The organism is Bacillus sp. FSL W8-1143, assembly GCF_037965155.1.
Classification (GTDB): domain Bacteria; phylum Bacillota; class Bacilli; order Bacillales; family Bacillaceae; genus Bacillus; species Bacillus pumilus.
In genome coordinates, this window is sequence record NZ_CP150182.1 from 1,298,613 (window position 1) to 1,318,916 (window position 20,304).

Consider the following 20,304-nt stretch of genomic DNA (forward strand, 5'->3'; position numbering starts at 1 on the left):
TGTAGAAATTTGACGAATACAGTGTAAAGAAACATAGAGTCTTTACAGATTATGTTAAACTGTGTCGGATCTTGATGGTTTGCTAAAAAACCTTTTTTTCGAGATGGTTGTGAAAAATAAGAAGGATTTTAAAAGTTTATATCGAAATCTTATACATAACACGAATGGAGTCACTTATGTGGTTGAAAGGGTTTTCAAAAACGTACTTCTATTTTTTACGAAAGGCTCCAACTGCACCGCAAGAAAGCCTTGAAGTTAAAAAAATATTATAAGAGGTAGATATGTGATGAGACTATCGTTTAATGAAGAAGAAGTAGAACGTTCAATGACACTTTACAAGGTATTTGCAAGAGCATTTAAAAGCGTTTCAGAACACAGCATTAGAGACAGCAAAGAGCATGGATTTAATCCAACTGAATTTGCGGTTCTTGAATTGCTGTATACAAGAGGTGCTCAAAAACTTCAGCAAATCGGCTCAAGACTCCTGCTTGTCAGCGGGAATGTGACGTACGTAATTGACAAATTAGAACGAAATGGTTTCATTGAAAGAGAGCAGGACCCAAAGGATAAAAGGTCGGTTTATGCCCATTTAACAGATAAAGGGCGCAGTTATCTTGATAAAATTTACCCGATTCATTCTCTCCGGATTGCGCGTGCCTTCTCAGGCCTCTCGCGAGAAGAACAAGAACAATTGATTAGTCTATTGAAAAAAGCAGGTATTCACAGTCAACATTTATTATTTAGATAGAACGAAAAGGTGCCATGATTGGCACCTTTTTTATGTGTCCAGCTGATGCGCTGGATAGGCAATGAATTTTTCGATATCGTTTGCTGGAAGGGGCTTTGCATAATAAAAGCCTTGCAAGTCGTCACATCCTTGCGCAGATAAAAGCTGTGCCTGCGCAAAGGTTTCAACACCTTCTGCTATGACCTCGAGAGAGAGTTGATGTCCCATCGCGATAATGGCACCTGTAATCTGTTCAGATTTTGAATCATTTAAAATATCTTCGATGAAGGATTTGTCGATTTTTAGGCGATGAATGGGCAAATCCTTTAAATAGCTTAAGGAGCTATGCCCTGTACCAAAGTCATCAATACTAATGCGAACGCCCAGATGTTTCAGTGAGGTCAGTACCTGCTTTGATTGCTTGATATTGTCCATTGTCATACTTTCTGTGACTTCAAGCTCGAGCAGTGACGGTGTCATATCGTATTTTTTCAGTGTCAGCTTAATCAAATCAATTAAGTCTTCAGAATTGAATTGTTTTGCAGATAAATTGACAGCCACGGGAATTTTCAGCCCGTTGTCATACCACGTTTTAGCCTGCTTGCATGCGGTATCAATCACCCATCTGCCAATATCAATGATCAGTCCTGATTCCTCTGCCAGCTCAATAAAAGCCTCGGGTGATTTTAACGAACCATCTGGTGCTTTCATTCTTAGAAGAGCTTCTACGCCAGTCATCTGTCTTGTTTTCGCACTCACTTGCGGCTGGTAATGAAGCACAAACTGTTCTCTTTGAATGGCATCCCGTAACTCAAGCTCTCGGTTCAACCTATCTTCACTTGATCTTTCCATTGATTCGGTGAAAAACTCATAACGGCTTTGCTTATGTTTTTTGGATAAATACATCGCCATATCGGCTTTCCTCATTAACTCCATCCCATCTTTGCCATTTTGAGGTGAGATAGCGATTCCAATGCTGATAGAAGTAATGAGCTGATGATTCTGGATGAAAAAAGGACGCTCAAATTGCCGAATAATATTTTGAGAAAGCTGTTCAATTTTCTGTGTGTCATGCCCCATGTCAGGGAAGATCATTAAAAATTCATCCCCGCCTAGTCTGGCTATAAAGCCGTTGTCTGGTAAACATTGCGTCAGTCTGTTTGCAGCTGCTTTAAGAAGTAAGTCCCCTATGTTATGACCAAGTGCATCATTGATAATTTTAAAACGATTCAAATCAAGAAACAGAACAGCCGTCGATGTTCCTGTCTCTTCTTGAGCGGAGAGAACATCACTTAAATGGTTGATGGCGTGGCGCCGATTAGGAAGCTCGGTTAACGCATCATAATGTGCCATGACATGAATTTCTTTTTCTGCAATCCGCTGCTGCGTTAAATCTTTTAAGACAAGATAAATACTGTCAAGCGTATTGTTGACATGAACAGGTATGTAAGTGACATGATAATAATAAAAGCGATCTGCTGCTTTTAGTTCTGCTTCACGTGTGATGGCTTTTTTTGACTCGTAAATAAATTCTTCCCACATGTCAGTCGGCATAACGTATTGGCTGACATCATCACCAATCCAAGAATTGCACATTTTTAGAATTTGTTTACCTGAGTCGTTCGCAGAAAGCACCTTTCGATTGACAGATAACACGATAATGCCATCGATATTATGTTTGATGAGCGATTGGAACCGCTGTTCATTTTCCTTTAGCTTATCTGCCTGCTTCATGATTCGGTGATCTATATAGGCACCAAAAATCATCAGTGTTTGGACAATCAGTGTCATTAAGCCGATGAAAATCGACAGACTGAATGGTGATAGTTCAAGAGAACCACCCCTATAGGGCTGTCCGTCTGAATGAAAAAACATAGTAGAAGCAGCCATACCGGTATAATGCATCCCAGAAACAGCCCCGCCCATCACGAGTGCACCAGCTATTTTTAACAGATGATCCTCCTGCTTTTTCCCGGATCGATGGAGCCGAAAAAAGAGATGAAGCGAAAAGAAAGACGCTATCACAGCAATGAAAAACGAAAGAAAAAAGAGGACTGGATCATAGCTGATTGAGACATTGGCCATTGATTCCATTCCAAGATAATGCATGCTGCAAATAGCTGAGCCCATGGTGATTGAACTAATGAGCAACCGCCTTGTGGAGAGTTGCTCTTGAATGCATATTGTGAATGCGATCAAGGACCCGACAAAAGATGCCAAAATCGATAAAATGAGCAAGGGTGTTTCATAGGTGATGCCAGCACGCACGTGAAATGCCATCATGCTGATAAAATGCATCGACCATATCCCCATTCCCATGATCAAGGCACCAACGATCAGCCATACCTTTTTCTTTGCACCGCTTGACTGTGCCACTCGGCTGGCTAAATGAAGAGCTGAGTAGGAGGCGACAGTGGCGACTGCGATTGACAGAAAGACAAGCCATCCATTGTAACTTCCTGTTAAATGGGTCATGTAAGAAAACCTCCAGTATCTTAAAACAGACGTATACCTAATATATCGGATCGAATGGCTTCTGTGTTCACTTTTCCTTCACTTAAATACCACAATCAACTTTTTTTTCACCTGTCTTTTATAGTAAAATCAAATTTAATGTAAAAAAACGACGAAAAGTGAATCGTTTCTTCGGTTTTTTTCGTTTAATATATGTGCGATTCTAAAAGAGATAGAATCAGTTAAACGATTATGTGTGAAAGGGATTGATAAACATCGAAGATTTTATTATTTCTTTAGCTGATGCCTTTAAGAACTTGTCGTACTTTGGCATCTTCCTTGCATTATGTATTGAATTTGTTCCTGCTGAAGTGGTTCTGCCTCTTGCGGGTTACTGGGTCTCAGAAGGGGACATGGCCTTCATTGGTGTTGTGGCAGCCGGCTCTATTGGCGGCGTGGCTGGCCCTTTGACCTTGTACTGGTTAGGACGTTATGGCGGTAGACCTTTTTTAAATAAATATGGGAAGTACTTTTTTGTTAAACCGGAGTCGCTTGATAAATCGGATGCCTTCTTTGAAAAGCATGGTGGATTCGTCGCATTTAGCGGCCGGTTTATTCCAGGAGTCAGAACGCTTATTTCCATCCCGTGCGGTATTGCCAAGATGAATGTGTGGGTCTTTTGCCTGTACACGTTTTTAGCGATTACGCCTATTACATTTGTATATGTGTATCTTGGATTTGTGCTCGGGGAGAACTGGAAAGAGGTTGGCGCAATGTTAGATCCATATCTTCTGCCGATTGGGATCGGGATTGTGCTGCTTTTCGCGATGTATATATGGCTGAAACGTAGAAAAAGAAAAGCAGAAACACCAACTGCCTAATCACTGGACCCGAGGTGAAAATCCCCTGTTGACAATACAGTGTCTATTGATTAAACTATAAGTAATCTAAATATTTTTAAATCCCACCAAAGGGGAGTAGCGTCCGGTTTTTACCGGAAACAAAGTCGTCATTACATGGACTTAAGTTCCATCGGCTTTGTTGGCATGATTCTACATATCACATGTCTAGCAAGACCTTTGCCATTACAGGCAAAGGTCTTTTTTGCATTCATAAGCCTTTGTCTGTTGTGGGACAATAGATAAAACAAGGAGGAATGATGATGGATGCAGCAATTATTTTAGAGTACGGGTGGGTTCTTCTCGTACTGATTGGATTAGAAGGAATTTTAGCCGCTGATAATGCGCTGGTCATGGCTGTGATGGTGAAACACCTTCCAGAAAAGCAAAGGAAAAAAGCATTGTTTTACGGACTTGCGGGTGCGTTTGTCATGCGATTTGGTTCCCTGTTTCTTATTTCGTTTTTAGTGGATGTGTGGCAAGTTCAAGCCATTGGTGCAATTTATCTTCTTTATATTTCCATTCACCATATTTTAAAATCGCACGTATTTAAGAAAAAGGAATCAGACACAAACATGAAGCAAAGCGGCTTCTGGGCAACAGTCGTAAAAGTCGAGCTTGCTGATATCGCTTTTGCTGTCGATTCCATCTTAGCGGCGGTCGCATTAGCCGTAACTTTGCCGAAAACAAGTCTTCCGCAAATCGGTGGACTTGATGGTGGTCAATTTATTGTCATTCTTTTAGGTGGTATCATCGGTCTGATCATCATGAGATTTGCAGCGACTGTCTTTGTGAAACTGCTCAAAACAAGACCGAGCCTAGAAACAGCAGCCTTTGTCATTGTCGGGTGGGTTGGTGTGAAGCTCACGCTTTACACACTGTCACATCCAGCCATTGGTATCGTGTCCTCTCATTTTATTCATTCAACATTATGGAAAGTGATTTTCTGGACAGTGCTTCTCGCAATTGCAGCATTTGGCTGGTTTTTATCAAGTCCATCAAGAAAAGGCGGGCAACAAAACAAGGAAAAACAAGAGGTACGCCTAGAAGAGTAGGTTTTTTGAAAGAAATATCATTTCATTTTCATAACACGTATATTACAAATAAGGGGGAGATACCCCCTTATTTCTTTGCTTTTAGACGAAACATTGTAAAGTAGATGATGATATACATGTCATAATTGGGTAACAGGAAATGAATTCCTCATTTCTTCCTTTGCGCTTCCCTCATAAATTAGCTATCATAAATGAGTAATATAGGGAGAACTGAGGTGAAACCATTGCTTAGCCTTTTGTTTAAAAAAGGAAAGAAAAAGCAAACATTAGAGCAGTCGGCTATCAGTATTCAACAAGGTGATATCGAGCTGCAAAATGCATTAATAGAGCAATACAAACCATTTGTCGCTAAGACGGTTTCATCCGTTTGTAAACGATATATAGATGAAAAAGATGATGAATTCAGCATAGGCTTAATTGCCTTTAATGAAGCGATAGAAAAATACTCTGCTGAAAAAGGAAACTCACTCCTTGCTTTCGCAGAATTAATTATTAAAAGAAAAGTGATCGACTATATTCGAAAAGAAGCGAGAAATGCGCCAACGGTTCAAATGGACCTGCAAGAAAGTGAAAATGGCGAGTACTCTCAAAGCATGATTGAAGCAGAGCTGTCTACAAACGAATATAGACGTTTAATTGAACAAGAACACAGAAGAGAAGAAATTGAACATTTTAAAGAACGATTGAAAGTATACGGTCTCACGTTTCAAGAGCTGCTTGAACATTCACCAAAGCATGCAGATGCAAGGCAAAATGCCATTAAAGTAGCTCACACACTCGTTGAACACGATGAGCTCAGAACCATTTTATTTCAAAAAAAACAATTGCCAGTCAAACAGCTTGAAAAGCTAGTGGAAGTCAGCCGCAAAACGATTGAGAGAAATAGAAAATATATCATTGCGATGGCGATCATTATGACGGGTGATTATGTGTATTTGAAAGATTACCTTAAAGGGGTGCTTAATTCATGAGAAGAGGCATTATAGTAGAGAAAAACAAAAAATATGTCACGCTGCTGACCCCTGATGGACAATTTCTGCGGACAAAATATGAACAACAAGATTATGAAATCGGTCAAGAAGTGACATTTCCGAATGAATCACGTCTCGAAAGAAAAAAAGCCGGTTTTTTTGACTTGCTTCGTTTACGTCCATTAAATGCAGGAATCCTATCAATCGCTGCGATTATTGTCGTGATTTTTACTATGATGCCATCTTTCTCAAGTCAAAAAGCATATGCATATATGACGATTGACATTAATCCAAGCTTTGAACTGAAGCTTGATCACAATTATCAAGTGATCGGTGTCACACCACTGAATAAAGATGCGAAACAAGTACTGGCCAGTATGAAGGATTTAGAAAAAAACGACATGACCAAAGTTGTGCAGGAAATCATAGATGACTGTGACAAAAAAGGTTATGTGAACCACTCTAAGAGTATTTATATTTCAACGGTTTATGAAAACAAGCAGGACCATACATATAAAACCAACGTCAAAAGTAAAATTAACACCATCTCTGGTGAATATCAAAAGCGCGATTACAAGCTAGAAACTGTAGAAAGTGACCTGGAAACAAGAGAAAAAGCTCAAAAGGCAGGCATTTCAACAGGCACATATATCAGAAATCAAGAAATCCAAGACAAAGAACAAGAAGGCATTCAAAAGGATGAAGACGCAGCAGAGAGTGATGCTGTCAAAGAAGAAGAGCCTAAAAAAGATGATGAAGATCAAGCAGACAAAGACAAACAAGAAGACGTCAAGACAGACGATAGCGAAGAGATGAAGCCAGATCAAGAGGCTCCTGAAGCTGAAGACAAAGAGCAGAAGGATCAAGAGAGGGAAGAGCAAGGATCTATTCAAAAGCCACACCAAACAAAACCTGATGATAAAAGCAAAGACAATCAAATAAAGGAAGAAAAGGAACGTTCTATCGATAAAGAACAAAAAAAAAATCACTCAACGGAACCTGATGATAAAAGGAATCCAAACGGCACATCACGTGGTGGTGCTGAAAAGCACGCAAAAAAAAACGACAGGGATCAGAAACAGCCGTCCGCTGAACGAAAAAAAGACCATATGAAGAAGCAGGGAAAAGGTGCACCGTCCCCGTATCGTGAAAACCGGTTTGAGCACACATATGAACAATAAAAAAACGCCAGAATAGCTCCGGCGTATTTCACCATGTTTTTATTTAGATTGATTGCCCATTTGTGATTGAGCCTGTTGAACGAGTCGTTTTGTAATTTCACCGCCAACAGAACCATTTGCACGTGCGACTGTATCTGAACCGAGAGTCACGCCAAATTCTTGAGCGATCTCGTATTTAAATTGATCTAATGCTTGTTCTACTCCAGGAACAAGAAGCTGATTTCGATTTGCCATGTCCATATTCCTCCTTTCACCTCATGTTTGTTGCGCCTTCTTATTTTGAAGAAAACGGCGTACAATTATGCTGGCAATTGCTGCACAAAAAAACCGAGGTGAGCTCATCACCTCGGTTTTCTTTTATCCTTATTTAGCTGCCTGTAGCGTATTAAACATCATTTCTTGCGCTGTACTTTGCAAGTGGGAAGTGAACACAGAGAAGACGGTAGAACTGATAATGCCTTTAATCAAATTCCATTGATTCTTCGTTAATTCTGTAAACTCTTCATGGAGCATGTCGGTCTGCTCCTCAGTCATTTCTCGTAAATTTGTTTCCTTTAACGGAAAATGTGTATGGTGATAAATAAAATCTAGGACGTGCGCATATGCTTCATAAAAACGGATTGGACTAATAATATCATCTGTTCGATCTGTGATCGTGTTAAATAAGGCAGATAAGATCATGCGAATGGCATCAAAGTCAAAAACTGATTTTAAATCCCTGACAATTAATAAAATAACGACCTGATCAATGGAGTACTTCTTGCCAAGCTCTGGATGACCAATCATATCTTTAATATCACGCTTGATCCAATTTTGAATCGCCGTCGATTTAAGAGACGTTAGCTCACACAAGTTGCCAAGCTCAACAATTTCATTTGTAGAAAGACCGTGCTCTGATTTTTGCTTCCGCCGTTCGAGCTTCTCAAAAAACGAAGGGATCTTTAACTCATCATATTCATGATCCTTATCGCCCTTTACAGATAGATTCAAAAGCTGAAGCGGAGTCAGATCTCCCTCTCCTTTTAGAGAATATAGAAGTCTCGTCATGTCAATTCTCGTTAATTTAAAAGTCACCATGTTCCACCTCATTTGTACGTCAAAAACGTGATTATTGATCTAATTCAACATCATAATCTCTTTTTGATGAAAATGCAAAATAAACTAAAATACAGAACGCGGCGTCACAATTTGTTCACTTTTCAGCTGTGGCAAAGTCGTAAATATTGAAGTGACGGGGCTTAAGCCGTTATGATAAACAGAAGGAATGATTCCTTTTTCCTTGCAATTTGAGACGTTTATTTTTATAATTTTATTAATAAGTTCAAATGAACTTAATATGACAGCGGAGGTTATGTATGGGTAAAAGAATATTTCTGTTTATATTAACGAACATTCTTGTTATCACTACGATTGGTATTGTACTGTCGGTTATTAGTGCAGCAACTGGTGTTGGTTCTTATATAGGAGCAGACGGTGGAATTAATTTGGTGGCACTGCTAGTATTCAGTGCAGTTGTTGGTTTTGTTGGCTCGTTCATGTCACTTGCGATGTCTCGCTGGATGGCAAAAATGATGATGGGTGTGCGTGTGTTAAACCCTGAAAAGGATTCATTAACATATGATGAGCAGCAGCTTGTTGACCGCGTGCACAGATTATCAAGAGCAGCAGGCCTTTCTAAAATGCCTGAGGTTGGTATTTATCAATCATCTGAAGTAAATGCTTTTGCGACAGGTCCTTCTAAGAGAAGATCACTTGTTGCCGTTTCAACTGGATTGCTTCATGAAATGGATGATGCAGCAGTTGAAGGTGTAATCGCTCATGAAGTTGCTCACGTTGCGAACGGTGATATGGTGACAATGACGCTGCTTCAAGGGATCGTCAACACGTTCGTTGTCTTCCTTTCAAGAATTGCGGCATGGATCGCAAGCCGCTTTGTTTCGCGTGAAGAGCTTGTTCCGATTGTTCATTTTATTGCAGTGATTGTTTTCCAAATCATTTTCTCTGTCCTAGGAAGCCTTGTCGTGTTTGCATATTCTAGACACCGTGAATTCCATGCAGACCGAGGCGGAGCTGACCTTGCCGGTAAAGATAAAATGGTTCATGCGCTTCGCTCACTTGAGGCGTATACGTCAAGAATCAAAGATGATGATCAAACAGCAGTTGCTACGCTTAAAATCAGTGGTAAACGAAAAGCTTCTCTTTTCTCAACACACCCTGATTTAAACGAAAGAATCAGAAGACTAGAAGCAAAATAAGAAAGACGAAAAGACATTCTGCAACAGGATGTCTTTTTCTTTTTGATGAAAAAGAAAATAAAGCATAAAATATCTTTAAAATCATGTCTCTTTTCATTAAAATGATAAAGTATTCGAAAAGATAGATAAAAGAAGGAATGACAATGAATCCTATCAAAAAGCTAATTGACCGGCTGTCAGCATTTCAGCTGATTGCCCTCTATTATTTTCTTGCTGTAACCGTATCACTTATTCTTCTCAGCCTCCCAGTGGCTCATCAAGAGGGAGTGAAATGGACATTTATTGATGCTCTATTTACGGCGGTGAGTGCGGTAAGTGTCACAGGACTCACTGTCGTTGATACCTCGCAAACATTTAGTGTGGCAGGTATGTGGATCCTTGCGTTTGTCCTGCAAATCGGAGGTATCGGCATTATGACGCTCGGTACCTTTGTGTGGATTGTCATGCGAAAAAGGATTGGGATTAAAGAAAGAAAGCTCATCATGGCAGATCAAAACCAGAGCAATTTATCAGGTATTGTGAAATTAATGAAGCAGGTCTTATATTTAATTTTGCTCATTGAGTTTTTAGGCGGTCTGATTTTAAGCATGTATTTTCTCAAATATTACGATGTTCAAGGAGCATTCTTGCATGGCTTCTTCTCAAGTATTAGTGCGACCACCAATGGGGGCTTCGATATTACAGGGAACTCGCTCATCCCTTACAAGGATGATTATTTTGTCCAATTTATTACGATGCTGCTGATCATCTTTGGAGCGATTGGCTTTCCTGTGCTCGTCGAAGTAAAGGATTATTTATTTAATCAGGACCGAAAGCACGCATCGTTTTCATTGTTTACAAAAATCACAACGATTACGTTTGGCGGTCTTGTCGTTGTTGGAGCGATTGGCATATATGCACTTGAAGCCGGGTTCAGCTTCCTAGGGAAAAGCTGGCACGAAATCTTGTTTTATTCTTTTTTCCAATCGACCGCAACAAGAAGTGGGGGTTTGACAACATTAGATATTACCCAGCTGACAGAACCGACCCTTTTATTTCTATGTATGCTTATGTTTATCGGGGCTTCCCCAAGCTCTGTGGGAGGCGGAATTCGAACAACTACGTTTGCCCTGAATTTACTCGCACTGTTTCATTTTGCTAGGGGAAATAAGTCCATTAAAATTTTCAAAAGAGAGCTTCATCAAGCGGATATTAACAAATCCTTGATGGTGACGATGATGGCCTTTATTTTGGTGTTTGGCGCTACGTTTCTGTTATCCTTATCCGAGCATAATACACTTCTAGAAAATTTATTTGAAGTTTGCTCTGCATTCGGAACAACAGGGCTATCGCTAGGAATCACCTCGGACCTTACGGTGTTCGGTAAATGTATCATTATGGTCGTCATGTTTATTGGACGGATCGGCATTCCAAGCTTCTTATATTTAATTGGCCGAAGAGAAAGCGAAGCGAATTATCATTATCCGAAAGAGCGCGTCATCATCGGCTAAACAGCATTCCGAGCGAATGCTGTTTTTTTATTTCCATTATCTAACTGGCTAAATCACATGGGATGTTCGCAATCTATAGGTAAGAGGTGAACGAGACGTGCTGGATGTAATATGGAAAGCAATTGTCATGCTGCTAGTTGGTACCTTGCTGCTGAGAATAGCAGGGCCTAAATCCATTAGTCAATTAACTGTTCAACAAACAGTGATCATGATTTCAATCGGATCGATTATTATCCAACCCTTTATTGAGCACAATTTACTTGAAACGATTTATGCCGCCGCTACATTTATCATTGCACTCGTCATCATGGAAAAATTGTCTATCCAATCTGATTTCTTTGAAAAATTGGTTTCAGGGAAATCTGTGGTCATTTTGCAGGATGGAGAAATGCTTGATCACAAACTTAAGAAAACGCGGCTCACAAGGGATGAATTCAAAATGCGCTTAAAGCAGCAAGGCATTACAGACATCAGCAGTCTCAAAAAAGCCACCCTAGAAGCCAATGGACAAATCGGCTATGAGTTAAAGCCAGAGGAAAAGCCGGTGACGGTCAAACAAATGAAGGAACTTCTAGACCAATTAAGAGAAGAACTAAATATGTCAAAAAAGGACTGATTTCAGATGAAAAGAAAAGCAGCGAAAAATGAAGCACTGACAAATAATATGACACCGACAGAAAGCATGGCACATGATCAAGGACAAACCCAATTTGATGAACATTCAAGAGATCGTCAAGCAAACCGAAATTCTCATAAAGGGAAACAAGGGGGAGGATCTCGTGACTAAGAAGCATGTAAAAAGCAAGGACATGAAAGACCATAAAAAGCCAATGGACCCAGATATCTTAGAAGAGGAATTTGGTAGTGAGCTTGGAGATATCAACAGCAGCAAATGGATTGATACGCTTGTAAAGCCTAAGAAAGATGCTGAATGTCACAATGGACACATGAATGAAAAATAGAAAAAACGATCCGCGCGGGATCGTTTTTTATTTGCTATAACTGCCCTGCCTGCCGGTGATTGTACGCATGAGATTGGTCATTTTGAGCTCAATCACTGGCTGTGCAACGGTTTTAACAAAGGTGCTAGACAGGGTAAAGGTTAACAGAATGGTCAGCAGCAATAACATGAGAACACTTGCTGCATTCAAGGCCCAGTCATCAAACCAAGTCGTTCTAAGTAGCTTAATTACAAAGCCATGTAATAAATACACATATAACGTTCTTGTGCCCCATTTTGTAAAGAAGAAACGGCGTGTTGGCACTAAAGCAAAGAAGCTGAATGTAGCGCCGAATGCAAGCAGATACCATGCCATTCGTTTCATTGCCGCAATCACTCCCTCATCACCAAGAGAAGCATATGACTGTGATCCAAATAAGAAGGAATAATCAAATTCATAGAAATAGCAAAACATGAATACAGCCATTAATACAAGAAGTGCTGACAGCTTTCCTTTACTTGTACGGATGAATTCAAAATGCTGCTTTTTTAAATAGAAGCCTGCTAAAAACATTGGCAAAAAGACAAACGTACGCGATAAGCTCAGTGTATTGCTAATACTGTCCACGTAACCGACAAGTAACGCAATCGACAAACTGACGATCATCGCCCAGTGAAATGGCAGTTTAGAAAAAGGAATGAGCAGCAAATTCCAAAAGAATAAACTAATTAAAAACCATAAAGACCATTGCGGATCAATTGGATTTAAATTGGCCATGCTTTGATCCTGCAAGAGATAATAGTAAACGGAATAGATCACCTGAAAAATGAAATATGGGATGATCAGCTTAATAGCAACTTTTTTCATAAAACCTGGCTTTCTAAACCCTTTTGCAAAGAAGCCGGAAACCAAAATAAAGGCAGGCATATGAAAAGTATAAATAAATTTGTATAAATAAAGCATCCAATCATTATCATGAATGAATGATCGTAACAAATGACCAAAAACAACTAGAAAAATCAGAAGAAATTTCGCATTATCAAAATAACTATCTCGTGAAGATGCCATAACATCACCTTTCCTGCTCGATTTTAAACATAAATGTTCTAAGTGCACTGTTCCCGTATTTGCCCCATTTTAAAATACATTTTGGCTCATTTCGCTATTTGATGTGAAATTGTAGAACGGCTGTAAAAGAAGCGTAAGAAAAGAGAATCGAGGTTCGATCCTGTCATCCAAATGAAATAAATGAGACAGTCTTCGTGTAAAAAGTTATCTTTTTTTATGAGTCGAATGAAGGAACAATGAAAATATTGTAGAAATATTGTAGAGGAATGAGGCTGGAAAAGGAGTGTAAGAGAATGACTGAAACGCTCGATGGCGCAGAAGATATCAGAAAATTAGAAAAAGAGAACGAATATTTGCGAACAGAGTTGATGCAGCAAAAAATGCTGTTAAATAAGACGTTAGATGCTATTTTTATATTTGATCAGCACCTCAACATCATCCAAGCCAATGAAGCAACATGCAGGCTTGTACAGACACCGAAAGAAGACCTCCTCAATAAATCCGTTCTAGATTTCCTTTACGGCATCCCGAAAGATAAAATTGAATGCTCACTCGATCTATTTTTTCGAAAAGGTACGTTAAAAAGAGAAATCTCCATTCAGCTGGAAAATGGTGAAACAAAATACATTGAATTTGTCGCAGAGCACGACACCATGAATCAGCAATATATTGTCGTCATGCGAGATATTTCCTCAAAGAAAATATTAGAACGAGAACGCTCCATGAATGAGCAGCTGTTCAAAGATTTGTTTGACCGAGCCATTGACGGGATGGTCATTTTTGATCAGGATGGCTGCATGATTGATGCGAATCATTCTTTTTGTCAGAGCTTTGAGCTGCAAAAGACTGATTTAACCGATCGCTATTTACATGAATTTGTCGACGAAGAAAATCTTCCATCCTTACAGCACCTTTTAACGTCACTTAAAGAAACAGGGAAAGCCAAGGGAGAACTTCCCGTTACCCTTCAATCTGGCCAGTACAAATTATTCGAGCTCACCATTACATCAAATGTGATGAGTGGTTTTTATATGTCGATCATGCGGGATATTACAGAAAAAAGGTTAATGGAAGAAAAGCTGTTAAAAAGTGAGGAACGCTTTAGAGAAATTTTTGAAAATGCAATGGATGCGATCATCATTTGGGCAGATGATGGAGAGATTGTGAGAGCCAATGAATCAGCCTGCCGCATTTTTGAATTACCTATGCATTCACTGATTGGCAAGAAACTCACAGACTTTCTCGTGAAATCTGATCAGAGATATAGATCGACTAGAAGACGATATATTCGGAATCATGAAATAAGGGAAGAGCTTTTGTTCAGAATGGCAAATGGTCAGTTTAAAGAGCTCGAGTTTACATCAAAGCATACGGTATTAGAAGGACAGCACTTAACCATTTTACGTAATGTGAGTGATCGAAAAAGGATGGAGGAGGAGCTGCGCGAAAGTGAGCTCAAATTCCGTAAAGTATTTAATGGATCAATGGACGGCATTGTTCTGTTTGATAACCAATACCGCATTATCGAAGTCAATCCATCCGCAAGCGAGCTACTAGGATTGAAAAGTGATCATTTAACGGAAATGAACCTTTTCCACATCCTTGCGCCTTATCAAATTGAACATTTGGCACAGCCTGCCCAGGCGATGTCATTAGATGAAATGGACAATGAAGTGCCATTTGTGCTGAACCACCCAGATCAGCGGATATTGGAATTCTCTTTTAAACGCAACATCATTCATAATATGAATTTGGCGATCTTTAGAGATGTGACAGAGCGGAAGGAATTAGAAGAACGGGTGAGAAAATCAGATACCCTTCATGTGGTCGGAGAGCTTGCCGCTGGAATTGCGCATGAAATTAGAAACCCGATGACAGCATTAAAAGGCTTCATTCAGCTGCTAAAAGGAAATATAGAAGGGGAGTATTCGCTCTATTTCAATGTCATCACTTCAGAGCTGAAAAGAATTGAATCGATCATCACCGAATTTTTGATTTTAGCAAAGCCGCAAGCCATCGTATTTGAAGAAAAAAATGTGGTGCAAATTGTGAAAGACACGATGGATCTGCTGCACGCACAGGCGAATCTTGGCAACGTTCAAATGCATCTCAATGTATTGGATGAAATTCCGCTCATTTATTGTGAACAAAACCAATTAAAACAAGTCTTTATTAACATTTTAAAAAATGCAATTGAAGTCATGCCGAGAAAAGGAAATGTCTATGTGAGCATTCAGCGGAAGGGCGAAGAGCATATTGTCATTTCACTGCGGGATGAAGGCTGCGGAATGGCAGAGGACAAGCTGAGGCGTCTAGGGGAACCATTTTATACGACAAAAGAAAGAGGAACTGGACTTGGCTTAATGGTTAGTTATAAAATTATTGAAGAGCATCAAGGAACCATTGAGGTAGAAAGTGAGGAAGGGGTAGGAACCGTCTTCCATCTCACGCTGCCACTGAGGCAGAAGAAACAAGAAGGAGAGCATTAATGTGTATTATACCGTCTATCACGCACCAATTGGGGCACTATACATACTAGAAAAAGACGATGCCATCATCGAAGTGATGTTTGATGATGAGCCGTTTTTAGCAAAAAAGCAAGCATCCAATCTAAAAGAAGAAGAAACGTCTGTATTACAAGAAGCAAAAAAGCAGCTAGATGAATATTTCAAGGGTGAGCGCCAAGAATTCGATCTCCCGCTCAAGCAAAAAGGAACTTCGTTTCAAGAGCAAGTGTGGGAAGCACTTTCGACTATTCCGTATGGTGAATCAAAAAGTTATGCAGACATTGCAAAAGCGGTTGGTAACCCAAAGGCTGTGAGAGCCATTGGACAAGCCAACAGACGCAATGCATTACCTATTTTTATTCCCTGTCACAGAGTGATTGGAAAAGACCGTTCTCTGACGGGCTATGCAGGAACGAAGACAGATATGAAAGCGGTTCTGCTTGAATTAGAAGGTATCCCATTTGTTCAAAAATAAATCGATTGACCTGTTCCAAATGTTTTCCAAGCGACATATCCTTTTATTAAGCTAAAAAAGTTGGTTGAGGGAAAAAGGAGGGCGCTAGGGAATGTTTTGGGACAAAAAGAATAAAATGTATGCCGTCACATCACTATGTGTCAAAATGAAGGTTTTGACAGAAGAACAGAAAAAAGAAATTTTAGCAAAAACGAATGAAATAAAAAAGCGCGGTGCTCTTAAATAAGAAGTACACGGCGCTTTTTTTATGATCAGAGTGAGATGCCTTCAGTGAACAGAGCATCAATCTCTTCTGTATAGTTTGACGTGATAATCCCTTTCTCTGTAATGATCCCTGAAATGAGATGGTGAGGAGTGACATCAAAGGCGGGATTGAATACCTGAACATCAGGTGGTGCAATTTGGACGCCGTTTAATTCCTTTACTTCCAGCGGGTCACGCTCTTCTATTGGAATATCTGCCCCGTTTTTGGTTGAGATATCAAAGGTAGAAAGCGGTGCAGCTATAAAAAACGGAATTTGAAAATGCTTGGCTAAAATGGCGAGACTTAACGTGCCAATCTTGTTTGCCGTATCTCCATTACGGGCAATGCGATCAGCTCCAACAATGACTGCAGAAATTTGTTTTTCTTTCATCGTATGGGCTGCCATGTTATCTGTAATGAGCGTCACATCTACGCCGCCTTGCATGAGTTCCCATGTTGTCAGCCTAGCCCCTTGGAGAACAGGGCGTGTTTCACAGGCATAAATGTGAAGGTCGAGATTTTTCTTTTTGGCTAAATAAAATGGAGCAAGGGCTGTTCCGTATCGGCTCGTGGCGATGGAGCCTGCATTGCAAATGGTCATAATCCGATCACCCGATTTAAAGAGCTGGAGTGCATTTTGACCGATTTGTCTGCATGTTTCTTCATCTTCAATTTGAATTTGAATGGCCTCATGGACAAGGTCTGTTTTGGCTGCATTGACCGAAGCTGCACGATCAATGCGCTGCAACAATCGCTCTAATGCCCAGGCTAGATTCACAGCGGTTGGACGAGCACTGTTTAAATATTCTTTTATCTGAATGACTTCTTGTCTAAACACATCAATTTCTTCTGTCTCAATGTCTTGGGCACTGAGCGCCAGTCCAAAAGCTGCTGTAATGCCAATGGCAGGTGCTCCCCGCACTTTTAACGTGACAATGGCATCATACACGTCTTCTTTTGTATATAGATGCTCAAACTCAGTTTCTGCCGGTAATTTTTGCTGATTCAAAATGTTAATATAGTTTTCTTCCCATTCGACAGAACGGGGGACTTCAAATTCTTTAGACAAAACCCGTCACTCCTTTACAGATTGCTGGAATAATGCGACGAGGTCAGACGCTGTTTCCACTGCATGATATTGTTTGATGAATGCTTTTCCGAGCGTAAGTGCTGCTTTTTTCTGCTGAATCCGTTTAGATGGTGATGGAATCGCATCGAGATCAGCGGCATGAGCAAGGCCAATCGTTCGGCGGACAAGTTCACAGCCCGCAAAGCCTGTCGCTTCTTTTAAAATACGGTCAAAGGTTGTTTCTAAAAAACTGTCTGATACACTAAATGCTTCAATGCTGTCTTCTTTCCAAGCTTTTGCGAACACTTCTTTGAATGTTGCCCATACATTGACGACATGGTCAAAAAGGTGCTGCTGATCATGTTCATTCTCACGGGACAAAGCATTTAGGAACAGGTTAGCGATAAAATGACCAATATCGAATCCGAAGGGACCATAAAAAGCGAATTCTGGATCAATGATTTTTGTTTCCGTCTCACTTGCAAAAATACTGCCTGTATGAAGATCTCCATGAACAAGTGTTTCGGCAGATGTCAGGAAAATACGCTTCAATTCAGCTGCTTTTGCCTGCACTTCAAGATCTGCCCAAAGTGCTTCGGCAGCTTCTCTTAATTCTTCTTCGAAATCATTTGTGCCGCTATCAAAGAAAGGATCTGTGAAGACGAGCTTTTCGGTAATGTCACAAAGGTCCGGATTCGTAAATTGCTTCACAAATTGTTTTTTAATTTTAGGATTTGTGGCAAAGTCAGAAGTGTAAAAAAGTGTTTTTCCTAAAAATTCTCCGACATGATCGGATAAATGCGGATATTGTTTTCCGGCAATTAGCCCTTTTCTGACGATTTCGAGGTGTGATAGATCCTCCATTGCCGTCACAGCAAGAGCTGTATCTGAATAATAGACTGCTGGTACGAGGTGCGGTGTGTACTCTGACTGCTTGATCAGGGCAGTACTTTCGATTCTCGCACGGTCTAATGTAAGCGGCCAGCTCTCTCCGACCACCTTGGCGTAGGGCAGTGCCTGCTTGATGATCAAACCTTTTTCTTGTTTATGATCAAAAATATGAAAGACGTAATTTAAATTCCCGTCCCCGATTTCCGTACATGTCAAATGACTGCTTTCTTGGATCAAGCCAAGTCTAATTGCGAGTGCAACTGCCGAGCTTTCTGTTAATTCTTCATATGATGCCGTAAGTGTAACCAATTGCTTCCCCTCCAAATCATATAAAAAAGCCTCTTTCTCCTGAGAGAAAGAGGCTTGATGGCGTGTATGCTCAAAGCCTCTCTTATCTCTCAGCACATACGTCTGATGGAATTAGCACCGTGCCCTATAAGACAATTGTCTTGGCGCTTACTTGCTGCGCCCCACTTCACAGTGGTATTAACGGTCGGTTGCTGTTGGGGTCAAAAGGCCAAATCCCTCGCCCAACTCTCGATAAGAGAAATCAATATGTCATTGTCTCGTGTCTGTTTGCATTTCTTAATTCAAGATATTATCAGAGCTGCGCTTCACATGTCAATCCTTTTTCAAAATTGCTTTACAATTCGTAAAACAATCCATTACAGTATTTGTATTGCTACGTAACTTGAATAGAAGGTGAAGAAAAATGGAATTCCAGCAATCAGATGTATTGAAACAATTACCGACACAATTTTTTGCATCCCTTGTCCAAAAGGTCCAGAAAAAGGTGCAGGAAGGCGCAGATATTATTAATTTAGGGCAGGGAAATCCTGACCAGCCAACTCCCGCGCACATTGTAAAAGCCATGCAGGAAGCGGTATTAAAACCTGAAAATCATCAATACTCGTCATTCCGCGGAACAGCGAAATTAAAAAAGGCTGCCGCTGCCTTTTATGAAAGAGAATATGGTGTCACGCTTGATCCGATGAAGGAAATTGCGATTTTATTTGGCGGGAAAGCGGGGCTTGTTGAGCTGCCGCAATGCCTGCTGAATCCCGGTGATACGCTCCTTGTTCCAGACCCAGGTTATCCTGATTATTGGTCAGGTGCCGTACTTGCTGGAGCTCAGATGGTGACGCTGCCGCTTCTTGAACAAAATGATTTTTTACCTGACTATGACAGGTTGCCTGAGGATGTTAAGGAAAAAGCAAAGTTGATGTATTTAAATTATCCCAACAATCCGACAGGTGCCACGGCAAGCCGTTCATTTTTTGAAGAAACCGTTACATTCGCAAAAGATCACAAGCTCTGTGTTGTCCATGATTTTGCCTATGGCGGCATTGGGTTTGATGGGGAAAAGCCAATCAGCTTTTTGCAAACAGATGGAGCGAAAGAGACAGGAATTGAAATATACACATTGTCTAAAACGTATAATATGGCCGGCTGGAGAGTAGGTTTTGCAGCAGGAAATCCGTCTGTTATTGAAGCGATTGAGCTTTATCAGGATCACCTGTTTGTTTCACTGTTCAAAGCCACTCAAGATGCGGCAGCGGAAGCTTTGTTAAGCGACCAAACGTGCGTACAGGTGCAAAATGATCGATATGAGAATCGGCGAAATGTGTGGATTGCTGCCTGCAAGGAGATTGGCTGGGAGGTCACTGCACCAAAGGGGTCGTTTTTTGCTTGGCTAAAGGTGCCAGAAGGATATACATCTGAATCTTTTGCTGGCGTATTATTAGAGAAAGCACATGTGGTTGTGGCGCCGGGGAATGGGTTTGGTACTCACGGTGAAGGATACGTGAGAGTAGGACTTTTAACAAATGAGGAGCGGTTAAAAGAAGCCGCTCGGCGAATCGATTCCTTGAATCTGTTTGAAAATAAGCCATTGACAACATGAATAAACGGTGCGATAATTCAGACAATATTTAAGAAAATTGAATATTCTTATCAAGAGTAGGCAGAGGGACTAGCCCAATGAAGCCCGGCAACCGACTTCCATGAAGCACGGTGCTAATTCTTGCAGCAAGCGCTGAGAGATAAGATTCGGATGAATGACACGAAACAACCTCTT

General features: G+C 40.5%; 20 protein-coding genes and 3 riboswitches. Of the genes, 14 read left to right on the forward strand and 6 right to left on the reverse strand.

The window, feature by feature from the left end; all coding sequences use genetic code 11:
* Positions 1-283: 283 nt before the first annotated feature.
* Positions 284-748: a MarR family transcriptional regulator gene (locus tag NSQ36_RS06405; protein WP_088004396.1), complete on the forward strand. Its 465-nt coding sequence runs from the start codon at positions 284-286 to the stop codon at positions 746-748.
* 30 nt (positions 749-778) lie between these two features.
* On the opposite strand, the gene NSQ36_RS06410 is transcribed toward NSQ36_RS06405, so the two are convergent.
* On the reverse strand, positions 779-3,202 hold the full coding sequence (locus NSQ36_RS06410) for an EAL domain-containing protein (RefSeq protein ID WP_339207050.1): 2,424 nt from the start codon (positions 3,200-3,202) through the stop codon (positions 779-781).
* Between the two features lie 245 nt (positions 3,203-3,447).
* Here NSQ36_RS06410 and NSQ36_RS06415 point away from each other — a divergent pair, with 245 nt between their 5' ends.
* The 4 genes from NSQ36_RS06415 (at position 3,448) to NSQ36_RS06430 (ending at position 7,287) form a co-directional block, all read left to right on the forward strand.
* Complete coding sequence (locus NSQ36_RS06415) at positions 3,448-4,062, forward strand: DedA family protein (protein ID WP_050945180.1); 615 nt, start codon at positions 3,448-3,450, stop codon at positions 4,060-4,062.
* 79 nt (positions 4,063-4,141) lie between these two features.
* Positions 4,142-4,249, forward strand: a riboswitch (yybP-ykoY riboswitch).
* A 94-nt stretch (positions 4,250-4,343) separates the two neighbouring features.
* Entirely contained in the window at positions 4,344-5,135 is a 792-nt protein-coding gene (locus tag NSQ36_RS06420) for a TerC family protein (protein ID WP_050945179.1), read from the forward strand.
* Positions 5,136-5,350: 215 nt separating this feature from the next.
* Entirely contained in the window at positions 5,351-6,106 is a 756-nt protein-coding gene (sigI, locus tag NSQ36_RS06425) for an RNA polymerase sigma factor SigI (protein ID WP_034662939.1), read from the forward strand.
* Entirely contained in the window at positions 6,103-7,287 is a 1,185-nt protein-coding gene (locus NSQ36_RS06430; protein ID WP_106029820.1) for an anti-sigma factor domain-containing protein, read from the forward strand. The genes sigI and NSQ36_RS06430 overlap by 4 nt, the downstream gene beginning before the upstream one ends.
* 39 nt (positions 7,288-7,326) lie before the next feature.
* On the opposite strand, the gene NSQ36_RS06435 is transcribed toward NSQ36_RS06430, so the two are convergent.
* Together NSQ36_RS06435 and NSQ36_RS06440 are read right to left on the reverse strand one after the other, a co-directional pair.
* Positions 7,327-7,521, reverse strand: a complete 195-nt coding sequence (locus NSQ36_RS06435; protein ID WP_003211343.1) for an alpha/beta-type small acid-soluble spore protein — start codon at positions 7,519-7,521, stop codon at positions 7,327-7,329.
* A 129-nt stretch (positions 7,522-7,650) separates the two neighbouring features.
* Positions 7,651-8,364: a DUF1836 domain-containing protein gene (locus tag NSQ36_RS06440; RefSeq protein WP_003211160.1), complete on the reverse strand. Its 714-nt coding sequence runs from the start codon at positions 8,362-8,364 to the stop codon at positions 7,651-7,653.
* A 278-nt stretch (positions 8,365-8,642) separates the two neighbouring features.
* On the opposite strand from NSQ36_RS06440, the gene htpX reads away from it, so the two are divergent.
* The 5 genes from htpX (at position 8,643) to NSQ36_RS06465 (ending at position 11,994) form a co-directional block, all read left to right on the forward strand.
* On the forward strand, positions 8,643-9,542 hold the full coding sequence (htpX, locus tag NSQ36_RS06445) for a protease HtpX (protein ID WP_003212518.1): 900 nt from the start codon (positions 8,643-8,645) through the stop codon (positions 9,540-9,542).
* 143 nt (positions 9,543-9,685) lie between these two features.
* Entirely contained in the window at positions 9,686-11,032 is a 1,347-nt protein-coding gene (locus NSQ36_RS06450) for a TrkH family potassium uptake protein (protein ID WP_003211513.1), read from the forward strand.
* Between the two features lie 97 nt (positions 11,033-11,129).
* Positions 11,130-11,648 carry a YetF domain-containing protein gene (locus NSQ36_RS06455; RefSeq protein ID WP_003211987.1) on the forward strand — a complete coding sequence of 173 codons (519 nt, stop codon included), beginning with the start codon at positions 11,130-11,132 and terminating at the stop codon, positions 11,646-11,648.
* A 6-nt stretch (positions 11,649-11,654) separates the two neighbouring features.
* Complete coding sequence (locus NSQ36_RS06460; protein WP_199852772.1) at positions 11,655-11,819, forward strand: hypothetical protein; 165 nt, start codon at positions 11,655-11,657, stop codon at positions 11,817-11,819.
* The gene (locus tag NSQ36_RS06465) at positions 11,812-11,994 is read left to right on the forward strand and encodes a hypothetical protein (protein WP_003211111.1); all 183 of its coding nucleotides are present in this window, start codon (positions 11,812-11,814) and stop codon (positions 11,992-11,994) included. The genes NSQ36_RS06460 and NSQ36_RS06465 overlap by 8 nt, the downstream gene beginning before the upstream one ends.
* Positions 11,995-12,021: 27 nt before the next feature.
* Here NSQ36_RS06465 and NSQ36_RS06470 read toward each other — a convergent pair whose 3' ends face one another.
* Entirely contained in the window at positions 12,022-13,041 is a 1,020-nt protein-coding gene (locus NSQ36_RS06470; RefSeq protein ID WP_113386960.1) for an acyltransferase family protein, read from the reverse strand.
* Positions 13,042-13,334: 293 nt separating this feature from the next.
* Here NSQ36_RS06470 and NSQ36_RS06475 point away from each other — a divergent pair, with 293 nt between their 5' ends.
* The 3 genes from NSQ36_RS06475 to NSQ36_RS06485 all read left to right on the forward strand — a co-directional run bounded on the left by NSQ36_RS06475 (position 13,335) and on the right by NSQ36_RS06485 (position 16,249).
* A complete protein-coding gene (locus NSQ36_RS06475; protein ID WP_113386961.1) occupies positions 13,335-15,530 on the forward strand; it encodes a PAS domain-containing sensor histidine kinase in 2,196 nt (731 codons plus the stop codon).
* Between the two features lies 1 nt (position 15,531).
* Positions 15,532-16,023, forward strand: a complete 492-nt coding sequence (locus NSQ36_RS06480) for a methylated-DNA--[protein]-cysteine S-methyltransferase (RefSeq protein WP_113386962.1) — start codon at positions 15,532-15,534, stop codon at positions 16,021-16,023.
* A 91-nt stretch (positions 16,024-16,114) separates the two neighbouring features.
* The gene (locus NSQ36_RS06485) at positions 16,115-16,249 is read left to right on the forward strand and encodes a hypothetical protein (protein WP_003211599.1); all 135 of its coding nucleotides are present in this window, start codon (positions 16,115-16,117) and stop codon (positions 16,247-16,249) included.
* Positions 16,250-16,274: 25 nt separating this feature from the next.
* Here the strand turns inward: NSQ36_RS06485 and mtnA are convergent, their stop codons facing one another.
* Together mtnA and mtnK are read right to left on the reverse strand one after the other, a co-directional pair.
* Entirely contained in the window at positions 16,275-17,336 is a 1,062-nt protein-coding gene (mtnA, locus tag NSQ36_RS06490) for an S-methyl-5-thioribose-1-phosphate isomerase (RefSeq protein ID WP_113386963.1), read from the reverse strand.
* A 6-nt stretch (positions 17,337-17,342) separates the two neighbouring features.
* On the reverse strand, positions 17,343-18,536 hold the full coding sequence (gene mtnK, locus NSQ36_RS06495) for an S-methyl-5-thioribose kinase (RefSeq protein ID WP_113387013.1): 1,194 nt from the start codon (positions 18,534-18,536) through the stop codon (positions 17,343-17,345).
* Positions 18,537-18,615: 79 nt separating this feature from the next.
* A riboswitch (SAM riboswitch) is annotated at positions 18,616-18,774 on the reverse strand.
* A 165-nt stretch (positions 18,775-18,939) separates the two neighbouring features.
* Here mtnK and NSQ36_RS06500 point away from each other — a divergent pair.
* Complete coding sequence (locus NSQ36_RS06500) at positions 18,940-20,130, forward strand: pyridoxal phosphate-dependent aminotransferase (protein WP_050945172.1); 1,191 nt, start codon at positions 18,940-18,942, stop codon at positions 20,128-20,130.
* A 44-nt stretch (positions 20,131-20,174) separates the two neighbouring features.
* Positions 20,175-20,276: riboswitch (SAM riboswitch) on the forward strand.
* The last annotated feature ends 28 nt before the right edge of the window (positions 20,277-20,304 follow it).

Bases quoted from the DNA above. Each gene is read 5' to 3' on its own strand.
- NSQ36_RS06410 (WP_339207050.1), bottom strand. From the start codon at position 3,202: ATGACCCATTTAACAGGAAGTTACAATGGATGGCTTGTCTTTCTGTCA.
- NSQ36_RS06420 (WP_050945179.1), top strand. From the start codon at position 4,344: ATGGATGCAGCAATTATTTTAGAGTACGGGTGGGTTCTTCTCGTACTG.
- NSQ36_RS06430 (WP_106029820.1), top strand. From the start codon at position 6,103: ATGAGAAGAGGCATTATAGTAGAGAAAAACAAAAAATATGTCACGCTG.
- NSQ36_RS06435 (WP_003211343.1), bottom strand. From the start codon at position 7,521: ATGGCAAATCGAAATCAGCTTCTTGTTCCTGGAGTAGAACAAGCATTA.
- NSQ36_RS06440 (WP_003211160.1), bottom strand. From the start codon at position 8,364: ATGGTGACTTTTAAATTAACGAGAATTGACATGACGAGACTTCTATAT.
- htpX (WP_003212518.1), top strand. From the start codon at position 8,643: ATGGGTAAAAGAATATTTCTGTTTATATTAACGAACATTCTTGTTATC.
- NSQ36_RS06450 (WP_003211513.1), top strand. From the start codon at position 9,686: ATGAATCCTATCAAAAAGCTAATTGACCGGCTGTCAGCATTTCAGCTG.
- NSQ36_RS06460 (WP_199852772.1), top strand. From the start codon at position 11,655: ATGAAAAGAAAAGCAGCGAAAAATGAAGCACTGACAAATAATATGACA.
- NSQ36_RS06470 (WP_113386960.1), bottom strand. From the start codon at position 13,041: ATGGCATCTTCACGAGATAGTTATTTTGATAATGCGAAATTTCTTCTG.
- NSQ36_RS06475 (WP_113386961.1), top strand. From the start codon at position 13,335: ATGACTGAAACGCTCGATGGCGCAGAAGATATCAGAAAATTAGAAAAA.
- NSQ36_RS06485 (WP_003211599.1), top strand. From the start codon at position 16,115: ATGTTTTGGGACAAAAAGAATAAAATGTATGCCGTCACATCACTATGT.
- NSQ36_RS06500 (WP_050945172.1), top strand. From the start codon at position 18,940: ATGGAATTCCAGCAATCAGATGTATTGAAACAATTACCGACACAATTT.